The sequence below is a fragment of the Cohnella pontilimi genome (genome assembly GCF_005049045.1).
In the GTDB taxonomy this organism is placed as follows: Bacteria; Bacillota; Bacilli; order Paenibacillales; family Paenibacillaceae; genus Cohnella; species Cohnella pontilimi.
In genome coordinates this window covers 50668-76291 of sequence record NZ_SUPK01000011.1, presented here as the reverse complement: position 1 = coordinate 76291, position 25624 = coordinate 50668, and the positions used below count along the sequence as shown (strand labels likewise).

The following is a 25624-nucleotide window of genomic DNA, read 5'->3' as shown; positions in this document are numbered from 1 at the left end:
GCTTACATGCGTTCCGGCGCCGAAACCCCCACCATCGCAAGACAGTTAGCGATCACGATCCGAAGCGCCGCGAGCAGCTGCAGTCTTGCCTGGCTCTGCTCCGCGTCCTCGGTGATGACACGTTCCGCTCTGTAGTAGCTGTGGAACAACGATGCGAGCTCATACACATAGCGAATGATCGCGTGCGGCGCGTAGTTTCTCGCGGCATCTTCGACAACCTCCGGCAGCTCGCCCATTTTGCGCAGCAGGTCGTACTCGTGCTCGGTCGACAAGCGGTGCAGAGGCGCATCCTTCCACGATTGCAGCGCGATATTTTGTTCCTCGGCCTGACGGAAAATGCTGCAGATGCGCGCGTGAGCATACTGGACGTAAAAAACCGGATTCTCGTTGGAAGTAGAAACTGCGAGATCCATATCGAAGTCCAAATGCGAATCCATGCTCCGCATGGTGAAGAAATAGCGAATCGCATCTACGCCGACTTCGTCCATGAGGTCTTCCATCGTGACGGCTTTCCCGGTACGCTTCGACATTTTCACCTTTTCGCCGTTTTGGAACAAGCTCACCATCTGCGCGATCAGCACGGTGAGTTTGTCCGGATCGTTGCCGAGAGCGGCCATCGCCGCTTTCATGCGGGGGATGTAACCGTGATGGTCGGCACCCCAAATGTTAATCAGGCGGTCGTAACCCCGCGCATACTTATCCATATGATACGCGGCATCCGGAGTCAGGTACGTGTAGGAGCCGTCGTTTTTCACCAGCACCCGGTCTTTGTCGTCCCCGTATTGCGTACTGGCGAGCCAAACCGCGCCCTCTTGGTCATACACTTGCCCTTTGGCGCGCAGCGCTTCGAGAACGGCAACGACTTTGCCCGTCTCGTAAAGAGACGTCTCGCTGAACCAATTGTCGAAATGAACCCCGAACCGGCCCAAATCCCGCTTGATTTTGTCCAGTTCCTTTTCCAGCCCGTAATCTCGGAAATATTGAAACCGCTCATCTTCCGGCATCGACAGCAGGCGGTTCCCTTCCCGTTCCGCGAGCTCCCGGGCGAAACCGACGATGTCTTCCCCGTAGTATCCGTCTTCCGGCATTTCGGCTTCTTCCCCGAGGGCTTGACGATAACGCGCTTCGATCGATTTTGCGAGGTTGGCGACCTGGTTGCCGGCATCGTTAATATAATATTCCCTCGTCACCTCATAGCCGGCGAAAGTCAGCAGGTTGCAAAGGGCGTCTCCGACCGCCGCTCCGCGCGCATGGCCCAGATGCAGACTTCCGGTCGGGTTGGCGCTGACGAATTCCACTTGAATTTTCTGGCCTTTGCCCGTCTCGATGGAACCGTATTTGCCGTCTTGCTCCAGGACATCGCCGATCACCGGGTGCAGGTAGCTTTTGTTCAGACGGAAGTTGATGAAGCCCGGCCCGGCGATGTTTGCGGACTCGATGAAGGCTCGGCTTTTATCGATATATTCCACAATGGCTTCCGCGATTTGGCGCGGATTGCGTTTCGCGATTTTCGTCAACTGCATGGCCAAGTTCGTCGCAAGATCGCCGTGCAACTTGTCTCTCGGAACCTCGAGCATGATCTCCGGCAGCTCGTCCCGGTTTTCCGCGAGACCCGCATTCAGCGCGGCGTCGGCCAGCGCATTGCGGATGGCGGTCTGAAGTTGTCCCAGCGCGTTATTCACGTTTGTTCCTCCCGTATCTCCAACTTAATCGAACAACATTCGAATGTTGTGCCCATCATTTTCAAGTCGTAAACCCACTCCACGCTTCCGCCCGCAGGTGTTAAATCTTGATCGATCCGATGGGTCCACGTCTCCGCGGCCATCGCGCCGAAAGGAGTGCCGACCGTTCCCGGCTTCCATTCCCCCACGAGGAATAATTGCTCCTGAGCGACCGTTCCTTTGCGGTTCATCCGGATTTCGGAATTCCGCACCACCAGGGTCATATCCGATACGCCGGCTTCATCCGGGAATCGGCAAGTCAGGGCCCAGCCTGTTGCCATCCGGTAAAGATGGCCGGAAGCGCTGAGCAGCTGGTCTTCCGCATCCGGGCGACGGATCCGGAAACCGACCGACACGCTTGTTCTATCCGGCATCTGCGCGTCTCCCGTCGTTCGTTTATTCTTTTAATTACTATATACAGAACGCCCCGGCAATTCAAATAAAAACGGCTTGCCCGGGTGCCGGCCGCTTGCTATACTGTTTGAAAATAACACGAACGATCATGAACGGGAGAGTATCCGATCGACACCGTATGCAGAGAGCCGGGAGGGTGGGAGCCGGCACGGACGGTCGGGGAAGCGGGCCCGGGAGTCGGTTTCCCGAAGCTTGGCGTAGGGAAATCCGGTCGGCTGCGGCCGGCCGTTATCCGATTGAGCGGGTTCCCGTGAACGGGAATGCCAGAAGAGTGGTACCGCGGACTAACCTCCGTCTCTTTGATGAGACGGGGGTTTTTTATTTTAATTCCAGGAGGGATTCCTGCATGTTGAAGGAAACAGCGTCTCAATGGCTTGCCCCTTGCCTCTCGCTGCCGGCCGAGGAAATCGCCGCAAAGCTTGAGCTTCCGCCGAAACCGGAGCTTGGCGATGTAGCCTTTCCGTGTTTTGCGTTGGCCAAGCAGCTGCGGAAGGCTCCGCCGGTCATCGCGCGCGAGCTGGCTGATGCGTTGAACGAGACGGCGGAAGGCGTGCGGGCCGAGACGGCCGGCGGCTATGTGAATTTGTTTTTCGATCCCGCGGTCTGGGCCGGCCGCCTGTTGGATGCCGTCATGGCCGAAAGCTTCGGCTCATCGGATGCAGGCGCCGGCCGTCATGTGGTGATCGATTTGTCCTCGCCGAACATCGCCAAGCCTTTCGGAATCGGGCATTTGCGTTCGACCGTAATCGGCAATGCGCTCGCGAATTTGTACCGTGCCGCCGGGTACCGTGTCACAACAGTGAACCATCTCGGAGATTGGGGCACGCAATTCGGCAAGCTCATATCCGCCTATCATCGCTGGGGCGATCGCATCAGGCTCGAAGCGGAACCGATTCGGGAGAGCTTGCGTTTATATGTGAAATTTCACGAGGAAGCGGAGAAGGAACCGCAGCTGGAAGACGACGCCCGGGAATGGTTCCGGAAACTGGAGACCGACGATGCCGAAACGCAGACACTGTGGCGGTTTTTCGTGGAAGAAAGCTTGAAGGAGTTCAACCGTGTCTATGATCGTTTGGGTGTAAAGTTTGATTTGCTTCTGGGCGAAAGCTTTTATAACGATAAAATGGGCGCGGTTGTGGAGCGGTTGTCGGAGCTTGGGCTGCTGGAGGAAAGCGACGGAGCGCAGGTTGTACGTCTGGAGGAGCAGCAGATGCCTCCCTGTCTCATTCTGAAATCGGACGGAACGACGATTTACCCGACGCGGGATTTGGCCACCGCCGTTTACCGGAAGAAGGTACTCGGAGCCGATCAGCTTCTGTATGTGGTGGGCGCGGAGCAGACGCTGCATTTTCAGCAGGTATTCGCCGTCCTTCGCAAAATGGGCGAGGATTGGGCGGCCGACTGCCGCCATGTCGCCTTCGGCTTGATGAGATATGAGGGGAAGAAAATGTCCACCCGCCGGGGGAAGGTCGTGTTCCTCGATGAGGTGCTGGATGAAGCAGCCGCCAAGGCGCTAAGCGTGATCGAAGCGAAAAATCCTTCGCTGCCCGACAAGGAAGCGGTGGCCGAGGCGATCGGCACCGGGGCGATTGTGTTCGGGGATCTCAAAAACCGCCGTCTGCTCTCGGTCGATTTCCATTTGGAGGAGGCGATCAGCTTCGATGGTGAAACGGGACCCTATCTGCAGTACACGTATGCGAGAATTGCGAGTTTGCTGCGGAAAGGATCTTATGAGCGCTTAACGGCTGAGGGTGCGGCGCTTGACGGACAGCATCTCTCTACGCCGGCGGCGTGGAGCTTGTTGAAAACCGTCTCGCTATTCGAGAGCTCGATCCTGGACGCCGTCCACGAAAACGAACCGTCCTATGTTGCGCGGTACCTTTTGGAGTTGACGAAAGATTTCAATCGCTTCTACAACGAAGGGAAGATCATTACGGAGACGCAGGACGTAACGTACGCCAAGCTTTCGCTTGCGGCCGCGGTGGGCAAGGTGCTGAGGCAGGGCTTGCTGATGTTGGGCATGAAAGCACCGGAGCAGATCTAACTCATCAGGCTCAAACCTTCTCCAATTTGACCTGCCGCGGGACTGTAATGTTATTTCGCCGAATTACAGCCGCTAACCATGTCCGTAAACTCTCCCTAACTACATTTAGCGAAATTAGAGAGCCTTCCGGCAGAGTCAGGTCGTTAAACTGCTTCTGTAAGCTCGCAAAATATCACTGCAGTGAATCTTTGCCTTCTCTGTCCACTGTAATTTGGAAAAATGTAACTGTAGAAGGCGAAGGTCTCGAGGCAAGCCAAAAATGAGCGCAAAAAAGCCCCGATAAAAGTCGGGGCTTTGCCGTTTATTACACGAAACCAAGCAGCATTTCGCGAATGATTTTCGAAGCGACGATCGGCGTCATTTCGGTCGGGTCGTAGATCGGCGCTACTTCGACGAGGTCGAAGCCCACTACGTTCACGCCGGAACGGGCAATCGCGTGGACCGCCTCCAGCAGCTCCTTGGACGTGATGCCGCCGGCTTCCGTCGTTCCTGTGCCCGGTGCCGCGGACGGATCCAGCACGTCGATGTCGATCGTGACGTACACCGGACGGCCGGCAAGCGACGGGAGCTCCTTCTTGAGCGGTTCCGCCACGTCGAACGGGTGAAAATGGATGCCTTTCTCTTTGGCATAGGTCCATTCTTCCTTGGAGCCCGAACGGATACCGAACTGGTAAATGTTCACCCCGCCCATCAGCTCGGCCGCTTTACGGATCGGCGTCGAATGGGACAGCGGCTCGCCCTCGTAATGTTCGCGCAAGTCCGCGTGCGCATCGATATGAATAACCGCAAGATCCGGGTACTTTTTGTACACTTCCCGAATCACGGGCCAGCTCACCAGATGTTCTCCGCCGAGCCCGACCGGGATTTTGTCGTCGTTCAACAAGCCGCGTACATAGTCCGCAATGATGTCGAGACTCTTGGCCGCGTTACCGAACGGAAGCAGCAAATCGCCCGCGTCGAAGTAAACCAGATCCTCGATGCTTTTATCCAAATACGGGCTGTATTCCTCGAGTCCGACCGACGCCTCGCGGATCCGGCCGGGACCGAAGCGGGAACCGGGCCGGAACGATACGGTATAATCCATCGGCATGCCGTAGATCACCGCTTTGGATGAAGCGTAGTCGTCGGAGCTGTAAATGAATACGTTGCCGGAATAGGTTTGAGGTAAACGCATAACAGTCTCCTTATTTCGTCAAATCCTCCACGAACTTAGGCAGCACGAAGGCCGCTTTGTGTACGCGGGGAGAGTAGTATTTCGTGTCCATCTCCGGAATGGCGTTCTCGTCGACCGCGAGCGGATCGTGCTTTTTGCTGCCCATCGTGAACGTCCACAAGCCGCTCGGATACGTCGGGATGTTCGCGCCATACACGCGGACCAGCGGGAACACTTCCTTCACGTCGCGATTGACGCTTTGGATCAAATCCGCTTTAAACCACGGATTGTCGGTCTGCGCAACGAATATTCCTTCGTCCTTCAACGACTCGTAAATTCCCTGATAAAAACCGCGGGTAAACAGATTCACCGCAGGACCTACCGGTTCCGTCGTGTCCGCCAGGATGACGTCGTAAGTGTTCTTGTGATCATGAATGTGCATGAACCCGTCGTTCACGATCACTTCCACACGGGGGTCATCCAGCTTTCCTGCGATGGAGGGCAAGTACTGCTTCGAATATTCAATGACCTTGCCGTCAATATCGACGAGCACGGCCTTTTTCACTTTGGGATGCTTCAGCACTTCCCGGATCACGCCGCCGTCTCCGCCGCCGACCACCAGCACATGTTTCGGATTCGGATGGGTAAAAAGCGCGGGATGCGTAATCATTTCGTGATAGACGAATTCATCCTTGACCGTCGTCATGACCATGCCGTCGAGCACGAGCATGTTGCCCCACTCTTCGGTCTCGATCATCGCCAGCTCTTGAAAATCGGTTTGTTCGTGCACCATCGTCCGCTTAATTTTCATCGTAATGCCGTAATTTTCGGTTTGCTTCTCGGTAAACCACAAATCCATGGAGGACATGGGATCCCTTCTTTCTTATGTATACTTCCGTGAGTTCGGACAAGTTGTATTATAAGATATCGACCACAAAAAGCAACATTCCCCGCCGCTCCCCGGAATACGCCGCCCTCCCCTTTTCCATACTAAAAGGAAAATGCTGCCGTCCGCGAATTACGGCGCGAAGCAAGGGGGCTGGACTCACCATGGATAAGCACACCGACAACCGGCCGCAGAAGAAAGGGTTCCTTGCTCCGGCGGCCTCGATGCGGAAAAAACTCGCCTGGTTCATCTTGTTCTGTCTGCTGCTGTCGACCGGCGGAGCGCTTGTCCTGCAGTGGTTCGGCACACTGCCGGCCGCCGCCGTCCCGCAATCGACGCAAATTATGGATGCGGCCGGCGTTCCGATCTCCGTGATGCAAGGAGGAGTGAACCGACAGCCCGTGGCGCTTCGCGACATCTCTCCCTGGCTGTCCAAGGCCACGCTGGCTGTGGAAGACCGCCGTTTTTACGATCACCGCGGGGTGGACGCACGAGGGCTGATCCGCGCCGCTTGGGTCGATCTCCGGCATTTGTCCAAAAAAGAAGGCGCCAGCACGCTCACCCAACAGTTGGCGCGCAATCTTTATCTCACACATGAGCGCACGTGGACTCGCAAAATGAAGGAAGCCTGGTATGCAGCACGCCTGGAAAATACCTATTCCAAAAATGAAATTTTGCAAATGTACCTCAATCAAATCTATTACGGCCACGGTGCCTACGGTGCGGAAGCGGCGGCGAGGCTGTATTTCGGGAAGCCGGCGAAGGAATTGTCGCTGGCTGAAAGCGCGCTGCTGGCCGGCATTCCGAAAGGCCCTCGCTATTATTCACCCCATCTGCATGCCGCCCAATCGGAGGCCCGGCGCAACAAAGTGCTGCAAGCGATGCGGGAGACCGGCGTCATCACCGCAGAACAGGCGGCGAAGGCGATGCGGGACAAGCCGGCGGTCATTCCTCTCCCGGATGAACCGGACCGCGTCGCGCCTTACTTCTCCGATTATGTGCGGAAAGTCGCGGTGGAACGGCTTGGCATCGACGAGAGGCTGCTGGCCGACGGCGGGCTGATCATTACGACTACACTGGATTCGAAAATGCAGAAAGCGGCCGAGACCGCCGTCAAAAACGGACTTCCCGGCGAGTCCAACCTGCAGGCCGCACTAGTGGCCGTCGACCCGCGCAACGGCTACATCAAGGCGATGGTAGGCGGACGCAGCTATAAGCACAACCAGTTCAACCGCGTGTTCGCCACTACGAGACAGCCGGGGTCTTCCTTCAAACCGTTCGTCTATGCAGCGGCACTGGATCAAAGAGTTCTGACGCCCGCCACGCGCTTCCGCAGCGAACCGACCATTTTTTACTATGACAACTACCGGGAGATCTATCGGCCGAGCAACTTTAACGACCGTTACTTTCACAGCGAAATTGGCCTGAGGCAAGCGATCGCCTCTTCAGACAACATTTATGCCGTTAATGCCGTTATGCAAGTTGGCCCTGAAGAGGTCGTCAAAATGGCGCGCAAGCTGGGCATTACCTCGCAACTCAAAGCGGTGCCCTCGCTAGCTCTCGGCACGTACCCCGTCAGTCCTTTCGAGATGGCGTCGGCTTTCTCGGTGTTCGCGTCCGGCGGCCGCAAATACGAGCCTTTGGCGATTTTGCGCATCGAGGATCGAGCCGGCCGCATCCTATACGAGGCGCATCCCCGCGGCGAGCAGGTCATCTCTCCGGCGTTGGCCTATGTGACCACGCGGCTTTTGGAGAGCGTATTCGACCGGGGCGGCACCGCACACCGCGTGGCGCAGCTTTTGAAAAGGCCGGCGGCGGGGAAGTCGGGCACGACCAACACCGATGCCTGGTTCGTCGGCTATACGCCGGAGCTCTCGACAGCCGTGTGGGTCGGATATGACCGGGGCCGCGCCGTGACCTCGGGCGAGGCTCACCGGGCGGCGCCGATTTTCGCGAATTTTACGGAAACGGCTCTTCAGGATCGTTACCCAGCTGCATTTCCGATTCCTCCCGACGTCGTCAGCGTGCACATCGATCCGGAGAACGGCTTGCTTGCTGGCCCTGGCTGTCCGAACCCGGTCCTCGAATCGTTCCTCGCCGGAACGGAACCGACCGAAAGCTGCTCGCTGCACAAGACGCCGGAAAACGCGGCACCGACCGAACCCGGCCACGGCATCGGCTCTTGGTTGAAACGGCTCCGCCATTGGTGGGGTGGTTAGCGCGCCGGTTATTCATCCGCTTAATTAACGTATTTTACCTGCCTAAACATTAAGGCAGGACACCACTTGGCTCCCAAGTTATGTCCTGCCTTTGTTTTTGGCTGCGTTAATTTTTTACGTTTCTAGAAAACACTATCGCCACACTACTCTGCAATTGCATTTCACGAACTTACAGCGGACACTTGAACACTACGAAGCGGCCTAACTTCATTTGGCCAACTTGGAACACACATTCCGGCCAATTACCCCATCAAACCGTCCTCTAATTTTGCAAAATGCAATTACAGAGTATTTCAAGGCACATTTGCTGCCCTAATTTGGCAAAATGCAGTTGCGGAATACCTCATCGGTACAAAAGACCGTCCGATAACCCGTTGGACGGTCTTCCACATGTTAGCTCAACTGTTCCTTCAGCGCCTCCGGCGAACGGTCCCACCATTCGGCGTTGTGCTCCATCAGCAGCTTGCGCAGCGCAGCTTTCTCCTCCGGGCCGATGTTATCGAGCATATACTTCCGCTTCAGCGCGGCATCCAGCCGGTTCACGTGGTCGGGCAGCACCTTCCATCCACGCCGCGCCTCTTCGTCGATGAGCATCTCGCACGAGGTCGCGCCGGCGTAATAGCTGCCTTCCTCATTGCGGTCGATCGCCACCCACACGACCCACACCGGGCGGCCGTTCGGCACGTTCTCCTTGTCCGGAGAAAACTTGATGCCCCGCTCCACCTTGCTCTTCGCATGCATGGCGCCGACGTCGAGATAAGCTTCGCCCCGGTCGATGATCACGCACGACACTTGGCTCAAATCGATCGTTCCCGCTCCGAAACCTTTATGCTCTTTATTGCTGACGACGTTAAGGGAGAGTTTCTTTTTCTCCTTCGGTTGTTCGTTGCTTTCCACGCGATCAGCCTCCGTAAAAAACGGGTCAAGAATCCTCCGAAAAGGATGCCCACCCGTCAAGTTTGTTATTTGGTCATACGCGAACGTACGTTCCATTTATTTTAGGTAATCCGGTAATCAACATCATAACAAAAAGAATAACATAAGTCTATTGTTTTCAGACGTTTTCGTGCAAAATGGGTACTGGCGCCAATGATCGCAATAGGGAGGAAAATTCGGATGACACCCGAACGCAGAACCCAAGAAACGCCCCAAGACAAAACTGACGCATTTCAAGAAGAACGGAGCAGGCTGAATCAAACGTTCCAAGAAATAGACAACCAGCTTTCTCAGATCGGTCCGGCTTACTACGGTCACGACTTTGTAGAGCAGCTGCTCGAGGAGAAACGGCAGGAAATGCGGCAGCGTCTCACGCTGCTAAGCACGGAGCCTTACTTCGGACGTTTGGATTTCCAGGAATCCGGCAAACAGCAAGCACCGGTGCCCCTATATATCGGCAAAAGAGGCATGGACCGCAAGGACACCAGCGATCCGTATATTATCGACTGGCGTGCCCCTGTGGCCAGCTTGTTCTACTCGTTCACCGGAGGCGAGGAGACAGTCTCGTATGACGCCCCCGAAGGCACGATCCAAGGGGAAGTGCACCGCAAACGCAATCTGTCCATCCGGGAAAAAGAACTGCAGCGCGTAGTCGAGAGCTATGTGCGCGGCGGAGACAACATGGGGCTCAGCGATGAGTTCCTGCTCTATCGGCTGGGCGAGAAAAAAGATAACCGGCTGCGGGACATCGTCTCGACGATTCAGGCGGAACAAGACAAAATCATCCGCGCACCTCGGCATCTGGCTCTCATTATCCAAGGCGCGGCGGGTTCTGGCAAAACCACCGTCGCGCTGCACCGGCTGGCTTACCTTCTATATCAATATCAAGGGCAAGTCAGGGCCGAGCGGATGATCATTTTTGCGCCAAACACGATGTTCCTCGATTATATTTCCGGCGTGCTTCCGGAACTCGGAGTCGGCAGCGTGAAGCAGACCACTTTCGCAGATTGGGCGCTTGAGCTGCTGGGCCAGGAGATCCATTTGGCGGAAGCGTCAAGTGAAGGCGCCCGCTGGTTCTCTCTCGGAGGCGAGCGCCCGCCTATCGATGACAGCACGCCCGGACGTTTCAAAGGGTCGCTGCGTTACAAGGATTGGCTCGACGCCAAACTTCGGGAGTTCGAAGCCGCTTATTTGCCTCATCAAGACATGGAAGCTTGGGAGGGGTGCGTGCTGCCGTTCCGCCTCATTCGAGAATGGTTCGAGGTGGAATACCGGCATTATCCGCTGGCCATGCGGCGTGAGCGGCTGCTCGGCCGGATGAACCGTTGGCTCGAGATGCAGCTCAAAGAGCGGATCCATGACGCCAAAATTCGCAAAGACCGGGCCAAAACAGGGAAACACCGGCTGAAAGCCTATGCCAAAAAACTGCCGGAAGCCGACGCGCTCTCCTTTTACAAAACCTTATTCGACCGCCCCGATCCGTCTCTGCCCGAGACGCTTGCGGCACAAACCAAAGCCTTGCTTCGAAAAGGTGCAGTGATGCCGGAGGATCTTCCGGCGCTTATGTGGGTCCGCCAATATATGCACGGTCCGTCCGGATCGTTCGATCATGTCGTGCTGGACGAAGCGCAGGATGTGTCTCCCTTCCAAATCGCCCTTCTCGGCGCGATGATGACGGAGCCATCCTTCACCATCTTAGGAGATTTGGCGCAAGGCATTCATGCCTATCGAGGCGTGCGACGGTGGGAAGAACTGGCCGAGGTATTCCCGGAAGACCGCAGGTCTTACCATGAACTCAGGCAAAGCTACCGCTCCACCTTCGAAATTATCGAGTTCGCCAACCGCATTTTGCCGTTCACGGACACCTCTCTTCCGCCGGCACAGCCGGTGTTCCGCAGCGGGGAACCGGTAAAGCTGATCGAGGTCCAGACGCCGGACGAACGAATTCTCGCCATTGTCTCCTTCATTACGGAGAACAGGCGGCGGGGCATGAATACGATCGCCGTCATCGGCCGTACGGACGAGGCTTGCGCCAAGCTCGCGCAAGAACTCCGCCGCGCAGGCACGGAGGTTCACCTGATCGCCGAAGGTCAAAGCCAGTACCGCGGCGGCGTGTCGGTCGTCCCCGTCTTTCTGGCCAAAGGCTTGGAATTCGACGCCGTGCTGGCCGCCGATGTCGATCCCGTGCATTACAGCCAAGATCCGCAAGACGCCAAGCTGCTGTATGTCGCGTGTACCCGTGCTTTGCACAAACTGACGCTGCTGTATCAAGGATCACCTTCACCGCTCGTCTCCGCCACCTAAACCTGCTCTTTCTTCCCTCCCTCAGACAAGCAGATATAATCTACGGCCTGCCGACATATACATGCCGTAGATGCTTGTCAACGGGAGGGTTATCCGTTATGCCGAAGCGCCGCACGTTTCGCCTTCTGCTTTTTGCCTCCGCTTTGCTGATCCTCGTATTTTCGGTCCGTTTCGGGTTTGCCGACGCCTGGAAGGATCAATTCGCCCTGCCGGCCGGCACGCTGCCCCTTCCGGAGAGCCCCCCTGCGGTCCTGACCAAGCCTCAATCGGAGGAAGGCGCACCGATGAAGCCGAAACCGGTCGTGCTCAGCCAGCGCGTAACCGAGTACCACATTTCCGTATCCCTCGGAACCGACGGAACGCTTACGGGCAAGCAAGCCGTCACGTGGAAAAACCCGGGCCTCAAATCGGTCTCCGACCTTTACTTCCATCTGTATCCGAACGCTTTCTCGCCGGGCAGTACGTTCCTTATGGAATCCGGTGGCAAGCTTCGTTCCGATGCCATGCCTCCGGGAACTTCCGGTTCGATGGAACTGACCTCGCTGACCACAGAGCAAGGGGAAACGCTGATGCCCCGCCTGCGATACGTACAGCCGGACGACGGCAACAAGGCCGACCGGACGCTCGTCACGTTTCGTCTTCCCGAGCCGATCAAGCCGGGCCAGTCCGTGACCTTGCGTCTCAGCTTCGTCGTGAAGCTGCCGCCCATATTCGCCCGGATGGGCAAGGCCGGCGATTTCGTCATGGCGGGTCAATGGTTTCCCAAAATTGCCGTGTATGAAACGGCCGGCACCAGAGGCCGGGCCTCCGAAGGGTGGAACCTCCACCAGTACCACGGCAACTCGGAATTTTACTCTGACTTCGGCCTCTACAACGTCCGGATTGACGTCCCCGAACAATATAAAGTGGCGGCCACCGGTTTTCAGACCAGACCTTCTTCCGTGAACAAAGGCCGCAAAGTCTATCAATACTATGCCGACGACGTGCACGACTTTGCCTGGGCCGCCTCCCCGGACTTCGTCTATTACGAGGATTCGTTCTCCTCAGCCGGTGTCCCGGGTGTAAGGATCAAGCTCTATCTCGACCCGCAGCACAAAAACTTGAAAGACCGCTACATGCACGCCGCGAAATCGGCGCTCGCCAAACTTGGCGCCTGGTACGGCGAATATCCATATTCCACGCTTTCCGTCGTCATTCCGCCGGCCGAAGGCAACGGTGCGGGAGGAATGGAATATCCGACGCTGGTGACGGGAGCCGCCGCCAAGAACGACAATCCCGGCTACGAGCTCGAACGTACCCTGGTTCATGAAATTGCTCACCAGTACTGGTACGGCATCGTCGCCTCCAACGAATTTGAAGAAGCCTGGCTGGACGAAGGGTTCACCTCCTATACCGAAGATAAGCTGATGGCCGCCGTTTACGGCGTGTTGGCGAATACCCCGGTGGAGGCCAGTTACCTCACCGATCCGGCTCCTCTCAAACAGCCGTCCTGGCATTTCGGCTCCGCGGACCGGTATGCGGATAACGTATATCTTCGCGGCAAGCTCGTGTTGACCGCAATTGAACGGCAAGTCGGCGAAAAGACGATGAACAAAATTTTGCGCACTTATTTTCAGAGATACAAGTTCAAGCATCCGGCGACCGCCGATTTTCAGATCAGTGTGGAAACCGTCACGAAATCGAGTTGGAAAGATTTCTTCAACGCCCACGTTTACAAGGGGGAAATGGCCGATTTCGCCGTCCGCTCGATCCGCTCGGAGAGAACCGATGCCGGATACCGAAGCGTGATCGAATTGCGCCGCAACGGAGGCAGTCCGCAGCCCGTCACGATTTTGTTCGGCTTCAGCGACGGAAATACCCTGCGCAAAGTGTGGGACGGGGGCACTTCCGCCGCTCGGCTCCAACTGGATTCCGCTTCCTCTCTTGCGTACGTGGCCATGGATCCGGGATTTTCGGTCGTGCTGGATAACCTGAAATTCAACAACTTCCTGAAGGCGGAAATTCCGCAGAAGCAGCGAATCCGTTGGACAGCAGGCATCACGCAGCTGGTGGAAACCGTGTTCGGTACCTTGGCTTGGTGAGGTGAGAATTATGAAAAAATGGATGGGCCAGGGTTGGAACATAACGGTCCGACATAAGTATGTATGGGTTCTCTTATTTATCTATCGCTTTCTGTGGGGATTTTTCCTGTTCCGGCTGGTGGATTCCGTCGTCACGCCCGTTTTGCTGCGATATCCCGACTTGCATCCGAATGCCGACGCGGTACCCCTCTTCCTCATTGAGGCGGAGTTCCGGCTTCTTCGGACCGATCTGGTCGATGATTTGCTGTGGCTGCTCACGGGTCTGCTTCTCGTCCGGATGGTGCTCACGCCCCTGCTCAATGCCGGTGTCTACTACTCTTTTCATCACACCTCCGGGGAGGGGGGTACCCATGTTTGGTCGGGTATCCGCAACGCGTGGAAACCCGTCACCCTGCTGTACTGGCTGGAAAATGCACTGGCCCTGCTACCCGCCGTATGGCTGTTGCCGATGGCCAAAGACCGGCTGATGTCCGCCGTTTCTCCGGTTCATTGGCTGCAAGAATTGCTCCTTTATGCGGTCGGCTGGCTCGTCTATGGATTTGTACTTCATGTATTGTTTCAGTCCATGCAATTCGGGGCTGTAACCCGCGAAGGCTGGGCGAAAGGTGCGCTTCGCGCTTACTTCCGCGCCTTGCCGCTCGTCACGGTGTCACTCGTCATGATCGGAATCGGCTTCGCAGCCTCCGCCGCCGTAACCGCAGTTTCGCTCGTTTGGTCAGGTTTAGCCGCCGTCATTGTTCACCAAGCTTTTCAGTTCGTGCGAGCCCTTCTTTCTCTCTGGACCGCTGCCGCGCAATTCTCGGTGTGGAGAGAAACGGAGAGCTAAAGTCCCGGTGTCCGTTCGACATTTCATTACCCGGGAAATCCCCGTTCGACAGGCGAAGCCAGGCCTGCGGACGGGGTTCGCATTTTTTGTCGACAACAAAAAAACCTTGCGGAATACCCCGCAAGGCCGGTAAATTGGGCCAAACATTAAGGAATTCTAATCCAAAAGGAGCAGGAAGTCCCTCAGAAAACGCGAATATGTAAGGCTGTGTGCAAAAAAATTGCCGAATTCCCGCGCACCGGGAAACGGGGGAACCACTCTGGGTGAATTGGTCTCGCTTCACAGTGACCATAGGGAACCTTCAACCGAACCCTCCAGCTAACCTCGTAGGCATTGGAAGGAGACACCCGGTCTTGCGTAAGTTTTCCGTTGTCCTGCTTTCCCTCGCTTTTTTGCTTGCGTTCCAAGTTGGCAGCGCGTTCGCGGACTCCAAATTGGACAACACCATCAGCAAGCTGATCGGAATCGACTACGACTACGGCGGAACCACCACAAGCGGTTTTGACTGCTCCGGATTTACGGGGTATGTGTTCAAGAAGCTTGGTGTAGAACTGCCGCGTTCGTCGAGAGAACAGTTTGCCGTCGGCAAAAAAGTGGCTCGTGACGATCTTCGTCCGGGCGACCTCGTGTTCTTCAACACGAACGGTAGCGGGGTTTCTCATGTGGGCATCTATGTTGGTCAGAACAAATTTGCCCATGCTTCCACCAGCAAAGGTGTCACCATCACCTCGCTGAGTGAAAGTTACTATGCGAAACGCTACCTCGGCGCCAGACGTGTATTAGACGCCGGAACCTTCGAGGAAGTTGCAACCGAACAGCCCGCAACCGTCGCTGCCGCGAAACCCGCTCCTGCCGACAAGGTAGAGCTGACCGCCGCGCCGCCGGTTGACGGAACCGTTGTAGAGTAACTTCACTCAAGCATAAACGGCTATCGCTGTCCTTAGGATGGCGAGGGACGTTTATGCCGAACCGAGGACGAAGACCCGCACCCGCGGGTCTTTGTTTTGTTATCCAACATTTTTTACCACCTAACAGCTTCGATTAATCAAAAAGATCTCCGAAAACATCAAATACGCTTTTCTTCTATCAAGATTCCATTCTTCTCCATTTCTCTCATGCGTGAATTCTCGCAAACTGGACAGTTCATGTTCATTCCTCCAGGAATCATGATTCCCTCTTCCATACGAAACAACCGACGGATGGTTGCTGAGAAAAAGCCCACGAGACAGTGTCTCATGAGCTTTTTTGTTCGTAATGGAGTGCACATCGACAACCGGTACCTATTTCCCTGGATAGGAGGACTGTGCCACCCGAAATCCTAAGTTTCCAGTAGAACTATCAGGCGTGTTCTTGCTCCGTGCGGCTAATCTGTAGCGATTACAGTAGGAACGGTGACAAAGATAGGAGCCTCCGCGCATGGAACGATTGCCGGTGGGCTTGTCGAAACGGGGATTCAATGCCGGGGTGACGGAGTGGTAAGCCGGGATAAACCAATCCGCGCACCATTCCCAGACGTTGCCCGACATGTTGTACAAGCCATAACCGTTCGGCTCGTAAGCGTCGACGGGAGCCGTCCCGGCATAACCGTCGCTTTCATTGTTCTTGTCGGGGAACTTGCCTTGCCAAATATTGCAGCGGTGCCGACCGTCAGGCTTGAGCAGATCCCCCCAAGGGTAAGTTTTCCGTTCCAGACCGCCGCGGGCGGCGTATTCCCATTCCGCTTCGGTAGGCAGACGCTGGCCGGACCACCGGCAATAGGCCTCGGCGTCATTCCAGGAAACGTGGACGACCGGGTGTTCCATCCGCTCCTCGATGCTCGAGTCGGGGCCTTCCGGTTTGGCCCAGCAGGCGCCGTTCACGGCATACCACCAGGGCGCGCCCGTCGGTACAAGGTTGACTTGTTCCCGAACGGCGTCGGATACGAAGAGATGGAACACGAAGGACCAGCCGAAACGTTCGGCTTCGGTTACGTAACCGGTCTCTTCCACGAAAGCACGGAATTGGGCGTTCGTTACCGCATGGGCGGAAATCGAGAAAGAGTCGATCCGGACCCGGCGGGAAGGTCCTTCGCCGTCGGCAGGGAAGCCTTCATTCGTGTCCGTTCCCATCCAAAACTCTCCGCCGGGAACGAAAATCATGTTATGTTGCAATTCCTGGCGAGGACGTCGTGCCGGCGTGGCGGCGTAGGGCCCTTCGGAGGCCGCCGCTTCCATCCCGTTCTCGGGTGGCCTCGGATTTCTGGGTGAAGCGCAGCAAGGACATGCTTGTTGGTTCGGATCCATGGTGCAGGCGGCTCCTTTTTCAATCGACTGATGGTTGATTATGACGGTTACCCATATATCGCAATGCCGATGAGACCGGAAAGGATGATGACGGAAAGCGGATGCTTATGCAGGAAGAACAAGGCGCAAAGAGATCCGGCGAAAATGCCGATCTGGCTCCAAGTAAACCAGGACAAACGGGCGAACATGCCGGCATTCTGCGCGAACATGATCGCCGCAAAGACGATCATGCCCGCGACGACCGGGCGGATTCCGTAAAAGGATGACTTCATGAGCACGTGATCCTGAAGGCGGGCGAAAACTTTACCGACGGCGAGAATCAGGATCAAGGACGGCAAAACAACAGCAATTGACGCGACGACTGCCCCGATCCAGCCCGATTGTTGATATCCTACAGCCACCGCGATATTGGTAGCGATGGGACCGGGGGACATCCCCGCGACAGCCACAATATCGGAGAGTTGGGCGGAGCTCATCCAATGATGCCGGTTCAGCACTTCCTCTTGGATGAGGGGAATCATGGCATAACCGCCGCCGAACGAGACGAGACCCACGAGGAAAAAGGTTAGAAAGAGTTGGATCAGCATAGGGGCTCCCCATTCGTCTGGATTATATCATGTAATCGTATATCGGTTCTTTCTCCTGCAGCTTGGAAGTTCCCGCCGTGGGCGTTCGCCCCCCATGTTCACGGATTTTGACGAGGGCCACGCCGGCAGTTGCTCCGAAAACGATCACGAGCAACGGATGGAGATGACCGAGATATAGCAGGAGAGACGCGATAGCGGCAAGCGCTCCCGTAGCGAAATCCACGATGGCGGTGCGTCCGATTTTAATCGCCGCGTATGCGATCAAGGCGACGACGGTGGCCCGAATCGCAGTGAAAGCAGCTTCGACTTTCGGATTGTCCTTCAATTGCACATAAAATACCGTCAGTAGAAGCATTAGGCAAAAGGTAGGGAGAAAAATACCGAGCAACGCGGCAATCGCCCCGGGAATGCCGGCGATTCTATAGCCGATGAAAGTGGCTGAATTGACCGCGACCGCACCGGGTACGGATCCGGAAACCGCGAAGACGTCGGCGATCTCTTCGTTGCGAAGCCAGCCTTTCTTGTCCACGACTTCCTTTTCGATGGCCGGAATCAGCGCATATCCCCCGCCGAACGTCAAAGGCCCCATTTTCAGAAACGTCATGAAAATGCTCGTCAACAGCTTCAATTTATGGTTCATGGCTTCTCTCTCCTTCCACTCCATTATAGAGGTCTTATTTCCAAAATGGAAGAAAGTTAACCTAAAATATCGGATTATATTCCTTATCTCGTTTATAAGATCCACACTTTAATCCCAATTTGGTTTTTTCTCAAAGCCAAGCAAACAAAAAAACCTTAAACAAAATACGTGCAGATGGGATCTGCGCGAATTTTGCTTAAGGGAACTCTTGGCGGGATGTTATTCTTCCGGGAAGGACTGAATGTGCCAAATTTCAAGGGCGGATCCGGTGATCACCGCGTCTTCTTTCAGCAAGCCTCTCGAAAAAATAGGTTCGTATTTGGGGAAATAGAAAATGTTTTTTTTGGCGATTTCGATGGCCCGATCCAAATAATGCGTGTTGCGGGAAATCAAGGGGCCGCCTAGAATCACAATTTCCGGATGAAAGGTATTGATGAGATTGGCCAGCCCGACACCGAAATAGACGGCGGATTGATCGAAAAGTTCCCGGGCAAACGGATCTTCCGATTCCAAGGCTTGGAGCAAGGCGTTGAAATCGATCCGGTCAGGCGGGAGCCGACCCAAGGCTGATCCCAGATTCCGGCCGGCTTGAGCCTGTGACTGCGCGCTCTTCTCGAGCGCCCGTATGGAGGCGAAGGCTTCTAGAGCCCCGTAATTCCCGGAGGCGGATAAACGCGGTCCGTCCGTCTGGATGATCATTTGGCCGACGGAACCTTCCGTATCGACGCTCCCATGCACGATCCTTCCGTGGGACATGATGGCGGAACGTAGGCTGACCCCGGCGTGAATGTAGAGCGCATGCTGCACCCCTTGATCCCGCATCGCCCAAATCTCACCCATCAGCGCGGCATTCGCGCCATTCTCCAATTGAGTTCTCCAACCGGTCGTTTCTTCGAAAAGCCGGCAAATGGCCACGTTCCGCCACCCGGAAGCCGGGAAGTGCATCGGGTCCAAAATGATGCCGTTGTCCCGATCCAAAGGTCCGACCGCTCCGATTCCGACACCTAACACGCGGGAAGAGTCGATATCATGGTCTTTTAAAATGATTTTCATGTGACGGACGGTGTGTTCGACAAGCCAGTCGGGCGTCATGGTCTCATCCATGCGCCAGCGAATCGAGGATTTCGGGTTCAAGGCCATGTCGAACAGGCCCAGCGTGGACGAAAACCTTGAAATTTCCAACCCGAATACGAATCCGTAATCCGGATTGATTCGGTACAAAACCGGACGCCGTCCGCCGCTCGAAGTCCCTAGGCTGGCGGCTTGAATGAGACTTTCGCTTACCATGTCTTCCAACAATCGCGTCAGGGTGCTTGACGTGATCTGAAACGCGGACTGCAGATCGGCCTTCGACAGTGGGCCATATTCGGCAATCCGGTTATAGACCAGTTTCTTCATGGAAGGAATGTTCGGCGCCTTCATAAACTCCCCTGCTTCAATAAGATAAGATTTCTTTCCATTATAACCCTTTAATCGGCGGTTTCGCGAATCAGACTTCCGTGCTCACATATTCGCAAATTCGCAATCGTACATCATAAACAGCAATGAAAACGGAGCCGCGCTTATCCGCGGGCTCCGTTGTTTCAATGCTTGTTAAGCGTGATGGATTCTGGGCATCGGCAACGGCTCCTTGCCGAGCTCCGCCCAAGCGTATTTCAGTAGAAGCTCAGACTTCAGCATCTGGTATCCCGGCTCGTTCCACAGGTTGCGAATCTCGCCGGGATCCTCCTTCAGGTCGAAAATTTCTCCGTACGTTTGATTGTAATAAACGGTGATCTTATAGCGTTCATCGACATAGGTTTTCTGGTGGATCGTCGTCGGTTCATGCCGGAATTCGCAGATCGCGTGCTGCCGGGCTTGTTCTCGCTTACCGAGCCACACTTCCTTCTGGTCGATCCCCGTCATGGCCGGCGGAATTGGAAGGTTGCAGAAGGATAAGAAGGTAGGCGCCAAATCGACCAAGGACTGAATGGCTTGAGACCTTCGGTTTGCAGGTACATGACCGGGGCAGCGAACGATAAAAGGAAGTTTGATCAAATCCTCGTAATGGAAACCTCCCTTGGCCTGCAGGCCATGCTGTCCGAAGAAGTGGCCGTGATCCGTCGTGAAGACGACGAGCGTGTCCTCGGCAAGTCCCAGTTGGTCCAGCTTATCGAGGATTTTGCCGATATACTTGTCCATCATGCTGATCATGCCGTAATACACGGCGACCAGCTTCTTTTTGTCATATTCCGTCAAACGTTTTTTCTCGCCATATTCGTAGTAATGATGGGAGCGGTAGCCGTGGATGCCGTACCCGGTTTCCATCATACTCGAGAAATCCGGATGATCCTCTTGCGTCATCCCGAAATGCGGTGGATTACGGTCGTGCTCTCCCGGCACGAGGGCGGGAATCGTCAGCTTATCCGGGTCGTACATCGTATCCCAGGGCTCCGGGACCAAATACTCCGGATGCGGGTCGAAGAAGCTGGCCCATAGAAAGAAAGGTTCGTTATCTTTTTGATAGGTTTCCATAAGGGAATTCGTTCGTTCCGCAATCCAGGTATTGTAATGGTATTTCTCCGGAATCGGCCATTTATATGTGATCGAGGGATCCATCGTTCCGGTCGGAGGCAGAAAGTAATCCCGCCAGTTGGCACAGCCCTGCTCTTCCAGCCATAAGGCATAATGCTGACCGACATGGGCTTCATTCGTATGGTTTCGCGCAAGCTCGACATGGTCGAATCCGTAAAACGGACCGTTGAAATTTCTCCAATATTCCAAATCCTGAAGCGTCGGGTAGGCTTCCACCGAAGGATACTCCGGCGTGGATTTCAAGGGTTGGAAATGCGCTTTGCCCACCAGTGCGGTCCGGTAGCCTGCCTGTATGAAATCTTCTCCTACGGTATGGCGGTCTTCCAAGAGCTTCGTACCCAACGTCCAAGCGCCATGCTGGCTCGGATACATGCCCGTGATGATAGAAGCCCGGCTGGGCGTACAGGTAGGATTCGGGCAATAGGCCCGGTCGAAGGTCGTCCCTTCTCGAACCAAGCGGTCCAAATTCGGCGTGGAGATTTCAGGGTGGAAAGCCCCTATAGTGTTCCAATGCTGCTGATCGCTTGTAATTAGCAAAATGTTAGGTTTCCTAGACAATCATAATCCCCTCCTAGTAAGATGATATTGAATCCACAATGTTTTTCAAATAGCCTCGTGTTATATTTCAGTTGTCATTTTGTAACTTTTCTGAAGAAAACACCGTGGGAAGGGAATTGCGGCGATCATGCAGGAATTCGAGTACGAATTTGCTGAATTCATTTATTATACGCCAGGCTATCTGGATAAAGAGGGACAGCTGTGGCCGGTCCGGGCAGGGCGCAGCATCGCGAAACCCAATTATAAGGTAGGTCCGAAAAGGATCGAGTGCTACAGCATTCATTTCGTGCAGGAGGGAATGGTTCGGTTTGAATACGACGGGAAATGGACAAAGCTGCAGAAGGGAGATTTATTTTGCCTGTTTCCGGGTCGAACTTATTATTATGACATGCTCCCGTCGGATTCAACGCTTCAATTGAGCTGGTTGGCACTGGATGGTGACAGGGTCAAGCCTTTATTGGAACTCTCGGGAGTGAAGCCTGAAAGGCCGTTTCGCGATAAAATCATCACCCCCCAGGTCAAGGAATCCGCCGAACGCGTGATTCAGGCGCTAGCGGACGTCGAGCGGTGGAAGCCTGCCACAGCCTTAGAGCTGCAAGGGCTAATCTATGGGCTGTTCGCCGGATTGATCCCGGAGACGGCTCCCAGCCATTCGGAGGAGCCCCCCGGATGGATACACGAATGCATGGATTTCATAGAGCTTCACGCTACGGAAGGAATATCCGTACAGCAAGTCGCGGCATTCGCAGGAGTGCATCGCTCGTACTTTTCCAACGTGTTCAACAGCCAGGTAGGAATGCCCCCTCTGAAGTACATCCAGAAGATCCGCATGGATAAAGCCAAACGGCTGCTGAAAGAAACGGACGCGACAATAACGGAGATCGCTCTGTCTCTAGGCTATCCGAACTTGTACACGTTCACCCGGGCTTTCAAAACCTATTACAAGGTTTCCCCGATGGCCTTGCGGGCAGCAAGCAAATGAAAGGCTGCTCTTCATGTATACAAAAAAACCGGCACCTCCCGAAAGAGGTGCCGGCTGGATGGAAACCCGCCGATTAGGAGAACGATGCGGACCGGTCTTTCAGATCCTGATAGAAGCATGCATATGAGGTGAGCATATACGGGTACAACCATAATAGACCGATTCCGAATGTGATGATCGCCAGCAAGATCCAACCGATAAACGAAAGACCCAGCACGAAAAATCGCCATTTATGCCCGATCATCATTTGTTTGCTCCGGTTGATCGCTTCCATGGCGCTTATGCCCGGGTTATCGCGAAGGATATAGTAGGCTTGTGAGTACCGAATGGCGGCGATAATTCCCGGCACGATCAGAAGCAGCGTCCATAAGTAAATAAAAATGGACATCAGCAAATACAACAGGAACGTGTCTACGAACCGGTTAAATCCGGAGAAATACGATGTGAAAGCCGGCCGCTCACCGCGGACCGAATCCAGATAATAATTATAAAGCCCATAAGTGATGGCGCCTGAAACCAGAAATGACACGATCGTTCCAAGAACCGGAATGAAATTGAGCAGCGACAGCGGCACGCCAAGCACAATGAACAAAAGCAGCATATGCCCGGCCGATCTCCCCCAACTTCCCTGCAAAATTCCTCTCGCCTGAGCACGAATTTCCGAACTGGTCGGCATGTCCGCATTCCCACCTTTTATCAAATTCGATTCCTGAAAACTTATGCACAACTCCTCTCTCCATATATATCCGGCTCATCCGAGGTTATGATTTTTTATGTCCGAAATAAAAAGCCGGAGGCCGGGTCCCGCATCGCGGACCCGGCCTCCGGCTTTTACCGGCCTAACTGTACATATCGTTATGGCCTGCGCTATCCTCGGCCTTTTTACGAATTTTCCCCTCGGTCAACTGATAGCTCACCTTTTTCATTCCCTTTACGGAGCGTAACTCATTAAGAAATTCCGGATGTTTTTCGAGCAACATATTTTTCATTCTTACTTGCAGCTCTATAATCGGGGTCTCCTTGCCCTCCGGATCCGTGACGGCAGTCAGTCCCGTGATCACGGCTCCGAACGGCTTCAGCAACCCCATCGCGGAGGCAATGCCCCCGGCCGATTCGTCCAACACCATCGTGAGATCAATCATTCTTCTCTTGCTCGAAAAGATTTTCTCTAGCTTATTCAGCACGAACAAGCTGATGAGCACAAGCAGCGTCGTAAGCAAAGCGCCGTAATAGAACCCCGCCCCTACCGCCAGGCCGAGCGCTGCCACAACCCAAAGAGAAGCTGCCGTCGTTAAGCCGGATATCGACGTGCCGTTGCGCAAGATCGTCCCCGCGCCCAAAAACCCAATGCCGCTGATGACTTGCGCCGCCAGCCTTGCCGGGTCCGCGCGAACATTCTGTTCGCCGACGAACGCGCTGAACCCGTAAATCGACAAAAGCATAATAAGGGCGGACCCCAGACAGACCAGAATATGCGTGCGAAATCCGGCCGCATGATCCCCGAACTCCCGCTCCAGTCCAATCAATCCGCCGATCACAAGCGCCGATAGAATGCGAAGCGTTAATTCCCAATCTGTAATTTGCCATACCTCAGGATGGGTCATCTGTCTGATCCCCCCTTTCTCTAGTCTAAGGGAACGCTGATCCTTTTTCGGTCTTTAAAATACACGATTTCGCGGTAACCGGTCCGTCTGGCAAGATCCGCCGCGTCGTCCAGCATCGTCCCGATGTCATCCGGGAAATGAGAGTCGGAACTCAGTGTAATCGGAACGCCGTGCGCGTACAAATGGCGGAGCAGCGAAGGACTCGGACACATCTCTTTCACCGGGTAGCGGTAAGCGAGTCCCGTATTCATTTCGGAGGCCACGTCCGTCTGGGCTAGCACAGCCGCCAACTCGTCATACAGTCCGCTCATTCGGCTTTCGTCCGGCCGATAATTGAATACTTTCAAATTATCCAGATGGGCGATGATATCGAAAATGCCCGACCGGGCGGCTTGCTTCACATGCTCGAATCCGTAGCGATACAGTTCCAGCAGGTCCCATTGCTCATACATATGCTGAACTTCCGGATTGTCGAAGCCCCATCCGTCTACAAAGTGAACGCTTCCAATCACATAATCAAGCTCGTATCGCGCGAGAAGCGACCGGAGCTCCTCCTCGCCGCCGGGAAAATAATCGGCTTCGACGCCGACCGAAATCGGGTGGCCTTTCCTTTGCATGCTGCGCACCGCAGAGAGATAGTGTTCGATGGAGCCGATGCGTACCCGGTCAAACCAGTACCGCTGCAAACGGCCCAGCTCGCTGTCGTCCATCACGATATATTTCTCGTAGTAATCGCGAAATTCTTCAAACCGGTATAGATGATCGACAATGCCGAACCGCTCAATCCCTTGCTTGCGGCCATGGTCCATGTACCGTTCCATCCAGCGATCGGAGAAACAGCCTTCTTCCAGCCGGTTGTGCAGCCGTTTCGTCTGCTCTGTGATCCATTCCAGCGTATGTTCAGGCGCAGAGACAGATTGCCCGCCTGATGTGTGATCCAATGCGCGCGCGGTTCTCTGCAGCCAGTTGAAAGAATAAGGCCCTTCCTCGAGATGAAAATGAAAGTCGACCTTCACCGCTCGTCCTCCTCGTGCGCCGTCCATACGACGATATCCCGTTCCGTCAAATATTGCTTCCATTCATCCGGACAATGCTGATCCGTGATCAAGGTGTATACATCATCCAGCGAGCAAACGTTCGCGAAGGTGGACTTGCCGAACTTGGACGAATCCGCCAAAAAAATCGTTTCATCCGCCCGCTCCATCATTTTTCGGGATATGTTCGCTTCGGACAGCTCATAGTCGGTAATCCCGTCCGTCAAAGACACTCCGCCCGCCGAAATGAACGCTTTGTTCACTCTCAGCTGGCTGAGCACAAGCTCAGCGAGCGGGCCGGCCGTGGATTTCTGACGAACATTGACCTCGCCGCCCACGAAAATGATTTTGCCCGGAAAAATCTCCATCGCCAGCAGCATCGTCGGGGTCGAATGCGTCACGATCGTCACATCGCGATGCTTCATCAAATTTCGGATAATCTCAATCGTCGTCGTGCCGTTGCCCAGCATGACGGTATCTCCGTCTTTGACCAGCGACGCCGCGTACTTGCCGATGGCCGCTTTCTCGGCCGCGTGAAGAAACGTCTTCTCGTCGAACGGGAGCTCGAGCGAATCCGCCCGTGTTTGGACCGCTCCGCCGTACACTTTCTTCAGCTTTCCTTCGCTGTCGAGCCGCTCTAAATCTCTGCGGATCGTCTCCGAGGACACGCTGAATTCATCCGCGAGAGCCTGAACTTCAACACGGCCGAATTTGCCAAGCATCTCCATAATTTTTTTCTTGCGTTTCTCAAAAGAAAGAGATGACATTCGGGTACTCCC

21 protein-coding genes, 1 riboswitch and 1 other annotated feature are annotated in these 25624 nt (G+C 55.0%); of the genes, 7 read left to right on the top strand and 14 right to left on the bottom strand.

Going from position 1 to position 25624, the window contains the following annotated elements:
- Positions 1 to 2: 2 nt before the first annotated feature.
- On the bottom strand, positions 3 to 1682 hold the full coding sequence (gene argS / locus E5161_RS19305; protein ID WP_136779522.1) for an arginine--tRNA ligase: 1680 nt from the start codon (positions 1680 to 1682) through the stop codon (positions 3 to 5).
- Positions 1679 to 2095 carry a YwiB family protein gene (locus tag E5161_RS19300; protein ID WP_136779521.1) on the bottom strand — a complete coding sequence of 139 codons (417 nt, stop codon included), beginning with the start codon at positions 2093 to 2095 and terminating at the stop codon, positions 1679 to 1681. Before E5161_RS19300 ends, argS (E5161_RS19305) begins: the two co-directional genes overlap by 4 nt.
- Positions 2096 to 2214: 119 nt before the next feature.
- Positions 2215 to 2437 (top strand) — a binding site (T-box leader).
- A gap of 44 nt (positions 2438 to 2481) precedes the next feature.
- On the opposite strand from E5161_RS19300, the gene argS (E5161_RS19295) reads away from it, so the two are divergent.
- Complete coding sequence (gene argS, locus E5161_RS19295; RefSeq protein WP_136779520.1) at positions 2482 to 4179, top strand: arginine--tRNA ligase; 1698 nt, start codon at positions 2482 to 2484, stop codon at positions 4177 to 4179.
- A gap of 304 nt (positions 4180 to 4483) precedes the next feature.
- Here the strand turns inward: argS (E5161_RS19295) and speB are convergent, their stop codons facing one another.
- Together speB and speE are read right to left on the bottom strand one after the other, a co-directional pair.
- Entirely contained in the window at positions 4484 to 5353 is an 870-nt protein-coding gene (gene speB, locus E5161_RS19290; protein WP_136779519.1) for an agmatinase, read from the bottom strand.
- A 10-nt stretch (positions 5354 to 5363) separates the two neighbouring features.
- The gene (speE, locus tag E5161_RS19285) at positions 5364 to 6191 is read right to left on the bottom strand and encodes a polyamine aminopropyltransferase (RefSeq protein ID WP_136779540.1); all 828 of its coding nucleotides are present in this window, start codon (positions 6189 to 6191) and stop codon (positions 5364 to 5366) included.
- 191 nt (positions 6192 to 6382) lie between these two features.
- Here speE and E5161_RS19280 point away from each other — a divergent pair, with 191 nt between their 5' ends.
- Positions 6383 to 8437 (top strand): transglycosylase domain-containing protein, encoded by a 2055-nt coding sequence (locus E5161_RS19280; RefSeq protein WP_136779518.1) that lies wholly within the window; start codon positions 6383 to 6385, stop codon positions 8435 to 8437.
- 393 nt (positions 8438 to 8830) lie between these two features.
- On the opposite strand, the gene E5161_RS19275 is transcribed toward E5161_RS19280, so the two are convergent.
- Complete coding sequence (locus tag E5161_RS19275) at positions 8831 to 9334, bottom strand: YwhD family protein (RefSeq protein WP_136779517.1); 504 nt, start codon at positions 9332 to 9334, stop codon at positions 8831 to 8833.
- Positions 9335 to 9553: 219 nt separating this feature from the next.
- Here E5161_RS19275 and E5161_RS19270 point away from each other — a divergent pair, with 219 nt between their 5' ends.
- From E5161_RS19270 to E5161_RS19255, 4 genes are all read left to right on the top strand, one after another.
- Positions 9554 to 11677, top strand: a complete 2124-nt coding sequence (locus tag E5161_RS19270) for a HelD family protein (RefSeq protein ID WP_136779516.1) — start codon at positions 9554 to 9556, stop codon at positions 11675 to 11677.
- A gap of 98 nt (positions 11678 to 11775) precedes the next feature.
- A complete protein-coding gene (locus E5161_RS19265) occupies positions 11776 to 13758 on the top strand; it encodes a M1 family metallopeptidase (protein ID WP_136779515.1) in 1983 nt (660 codons plus the stop codon).
- A gap of 10 nt (positions 13759 to 13768) precedes the next feature.
- A complete protein-coding gene (locus tag E5161_RS19260; protein ID WP_136779514.1) occupies positions 13769 to 14584 on the top strand; it encodes a hypothetical protein in 816 nt (271 codons plus the stop codon).
- A gap of 211 nt (positions 14585 to 14795) precedes the next feature.
- A riboswitch (cyclic di-AMP (ydaO/yuaA leader) is annotated at positions 14796 to 14932 on the top strand.
- 5 nt (positions 14933 to 14937) lie between these two features.
- Complete coding sequence (locus tag E5161_RS19255) at positions 14938 to 15492, top strand: C40 family peptidase (RefSeq protein WP_136779513.1); 555 nt, start codon at positions 14938 to 14940, stop codon at positions 15490 to 15492.
- A 372-nt stretch (positions 15493 to 15864) separates the two neighbouring features.
- Here the strand turns inward: E5161_RS19255 and E5161_RS19250 are convergent, their stop codons facing one another.
- The 5 genes from E5161_RS19250 to E5161_RS19230 form a co-directional block, all read right to left on the bottom strand.
- Entirely contained in the window at positions 15865 to 16797 is a 933-nt protein-coding gene (locus tag E5161_RS19250) for a formylglycine-generating enzyme family protein (RefSeq protein ID WP_484032431.1), read from the bottom strand.
- Between the two features lie 116 nt (positions 16798 to 16913).
- Entirely contained in the window at positions 16914 to 17453 is a 540-nt protein-coding gene (locus E5161_RS19245; RefSeq protein ID WP_136779511.1) for a chromate transporter, read from the bottom strand.
- A gap of 22 nt (positions 17454 to 17475) precedes the next feature.
- Entirely contained in the window at positions 17476 to 18093 is a 618-nt protein-coding gene (locus E5161_RS19240; RefSeq protein WP_211246764.1) for a chromate transporter, read from the bottom strand.
- A 219-nt stretch (positions 18094 to 18312) separates the two neighbouring features.
- Positions 18313 to 19515, bottom strand: a complete 1203-nt coding sequence (locus tag E5161_RS19235; protein WP_136779509.1) for an ROK family protein — start codon at positions 19513 to 19515, stop codon at positions 18313 to 18315.
- A gap of 171 nt (positions 19516 to 19686) precedes the next feature.
- Positions 19687 to 21225 (bottom strand): sulfatase family protein, encoded by a 1539-nt coding sequence (locus E5161_RS19230; protein WP_136779508.1) that lies wholly within the window; start codon positions 21223 to 21225, stop codon positions 19687 to 19689.
- A gap of 127 nt (positions 21226 to 21352) precedes the next feature.
- Between E5161_RS19230 and E5161_RS19225 the strand changes: the two genes are divergently transcribed.
- Positions 21353 to 22207, top strand: a complete 855-nt coding sequence (locus E5161_RS19225) for an AraC family transcriptional regulator (RefSeq protein ID WP_136779507.1) — start codon at positions 21353 to 21355, stop codon at positions 22205 to 22207.
- Between the two features lie 73 nt (positions 22208 to 22280).
- Here E5161_RS19225 and E5161_RS19220 read toward each other — a convergent pair whose 3' ends face one another.
- The 4 genes from E5161_RS19220 to E5161_RS19205 form a co-directional block, all read right to left on the bottom strand.
- Positions 22281 to 22883: a DUF975 family protein gene (locus E5161_RS19220; RefSeq protein ID WP_136779506.1), complete on the bottom strand. Its 603-nt coding sequence runs from the start codon at positions 22881 to 22883 to the stop codon at positions 22281 to 22283.
- A 163-nt stretch (positions 22884 to 23046) separates the two neighbouring features.
- Positions 23047 to 23811 (bottom strand): MgtC/SapB family protein, encoded by a 765-nt coding sequence (locus E5161_RS19215; protein ID WP_136779505.1) that lies wholly within the window; start codon positions 23809 to 23811, stop codon positions 23047 to 23049.
- Positions 23812 to 23831: 20 nt separating this feature from the next.
- Entirely contained in the window at positions 23832 to 24827 is a 996-nt protein-coding gene (locus E5161_RS19210; protein ID WP_136779504.1) for a histidinol-phosphatase HisJ family protein, read from the bottom strand.
- Entirely contained in the window at positions 24824 to 25612 is a 789-nt protein-coding gene (locus E5161_RS19205) for a DeoR/GlpR family DNA-binding transcription regulator (protein ID WP_136779503.1), read from the bottom strand. Before E5161_RS19205 ends, E5161_RS19210 begins: the two co-directional genes overlap by 4 nt.
- Positions 25613 to 25624: the final 12 nt, after the last annotated feature.

What these genes read in the sequence shown, in the direction of transcription:
- E5161_RS19300 (WP_136779521.1), bottom strand. Translation starts at nt 2,095, where the DNA reads ATGCCGGATAGAACAAGCGTGTCGGTCGGTTTCCGGATCCGTCGCCCG.
- argS (WP_136779520.1), top strand. Translation starts at nt 2,482, where the DNA reads ATGTTGAAGGAAACAGCGTCTCAATGGCTTGCCCCTTGCCTCTCGCTG.
- speB (WP_136779519.1), bottom strand. Translation starts at nt 5,353, where the DNA reads ATGCGTTTACCTCAAACCTATTCCGGCAACGTATTCATTTACAGCTCC.
- speE (WP_136779540.1), bottom strand. Translation starts at nt 6,191, where the DNA reads ATGGATTTGTGGTTTACCGAGAAGCAAACCGAAAATTACGGCATTACG.
- E5161_RS19280 (WP_136779518.1), top strand. Translation starts at nt 6,383, where the DNA reads ATGGATAAGCACACCGACAACCGGCCGCAGAAGAAAGGGTTCCTTGCT.
- E5161_RS19270 (WP_136779516.1), top strand. Translation starts at nt 9,554, where the DNA reads ATGACACCCGAACGCAGAACCCAAGAAACGCCCCAAGACAAAACTGAC.
- E5161_RS19265 (WP_136779515.1), top strand. Translation starts at nt 11,776, where the DNA reads ATGCCGAAGCGCCGCACGTTTCGCCTTCTGCTTTTTGCCTCCGCTTTG.
- E5161_RS19260 (WP_136779514.1), top strand. Translation starts at nt 13,769, where the DNA reads ATGAAAAAATGGATGGGCCAGGGTTGGAACATAACGGTCCGACATAAG.
- E5161_RS19250 (WP_484032431.1), bottom strand. Translation starts at nt 16,797, where the DNA reads ATGGAAGCGGCGGCCTCCGAAGGGCCCTACGCCGCCACGCCGGCACGA.
- E5161_RS19245 (WP_136779511.1), bottom strand. Translation starts at nt 17,453, where the DNA reads ATGCTGATCCAACTCTTTCTAACCTTTTTCCTCGTGGGTCTCGTCTCG.
- E5161_RS19240 (WP_211246764.1), bottom strand. Translation starts at nt 18,093, where the DNA reads ATGAACCATAAATTGAAGCTGTTGACGAGCATTTTCATGACGTTTCTG.
- E5161_RS19235 (WP_136779509.1), bottom strand. Translation starts at nt 19,515, where the DNA reads ATGAAGGCGCCGAACATTCCTTCCATGAAGAAACTGGTCTATAACCGG.
- E5161_RS19225 (WP_136779507.1), top strand. Translation starts at nt 21,353, where the DNA reads ATGCAGGAATTCGAGTACGAATTTGCTGAATTCATTTATTATACGCCA.
- E5161_RS19220 (WP_136779506.1), bottom strand. Translation starts at nt 22,883, where the DNA reads ATGCCGACCAGTTCGGAAATTCGTGCTCAGGCGAGAGGAATTTTGCAG.
- E5161_RS19215 (WP_136779505.1), bottom strand. Translation starts at nt 23,811, where the DNA reads ATGACCCATCCTGAGGTATGGCAAATTACAGATTGGGAATTAACGCTT.
- E5161_RS19205 (WP_136779503.1), bottom strand. Translation starts at nt 25,612, where the DNA reads ATGTCATCTCTTTCTTTTGAGAAACGCAAGAAAAAAATTATGGAGATG.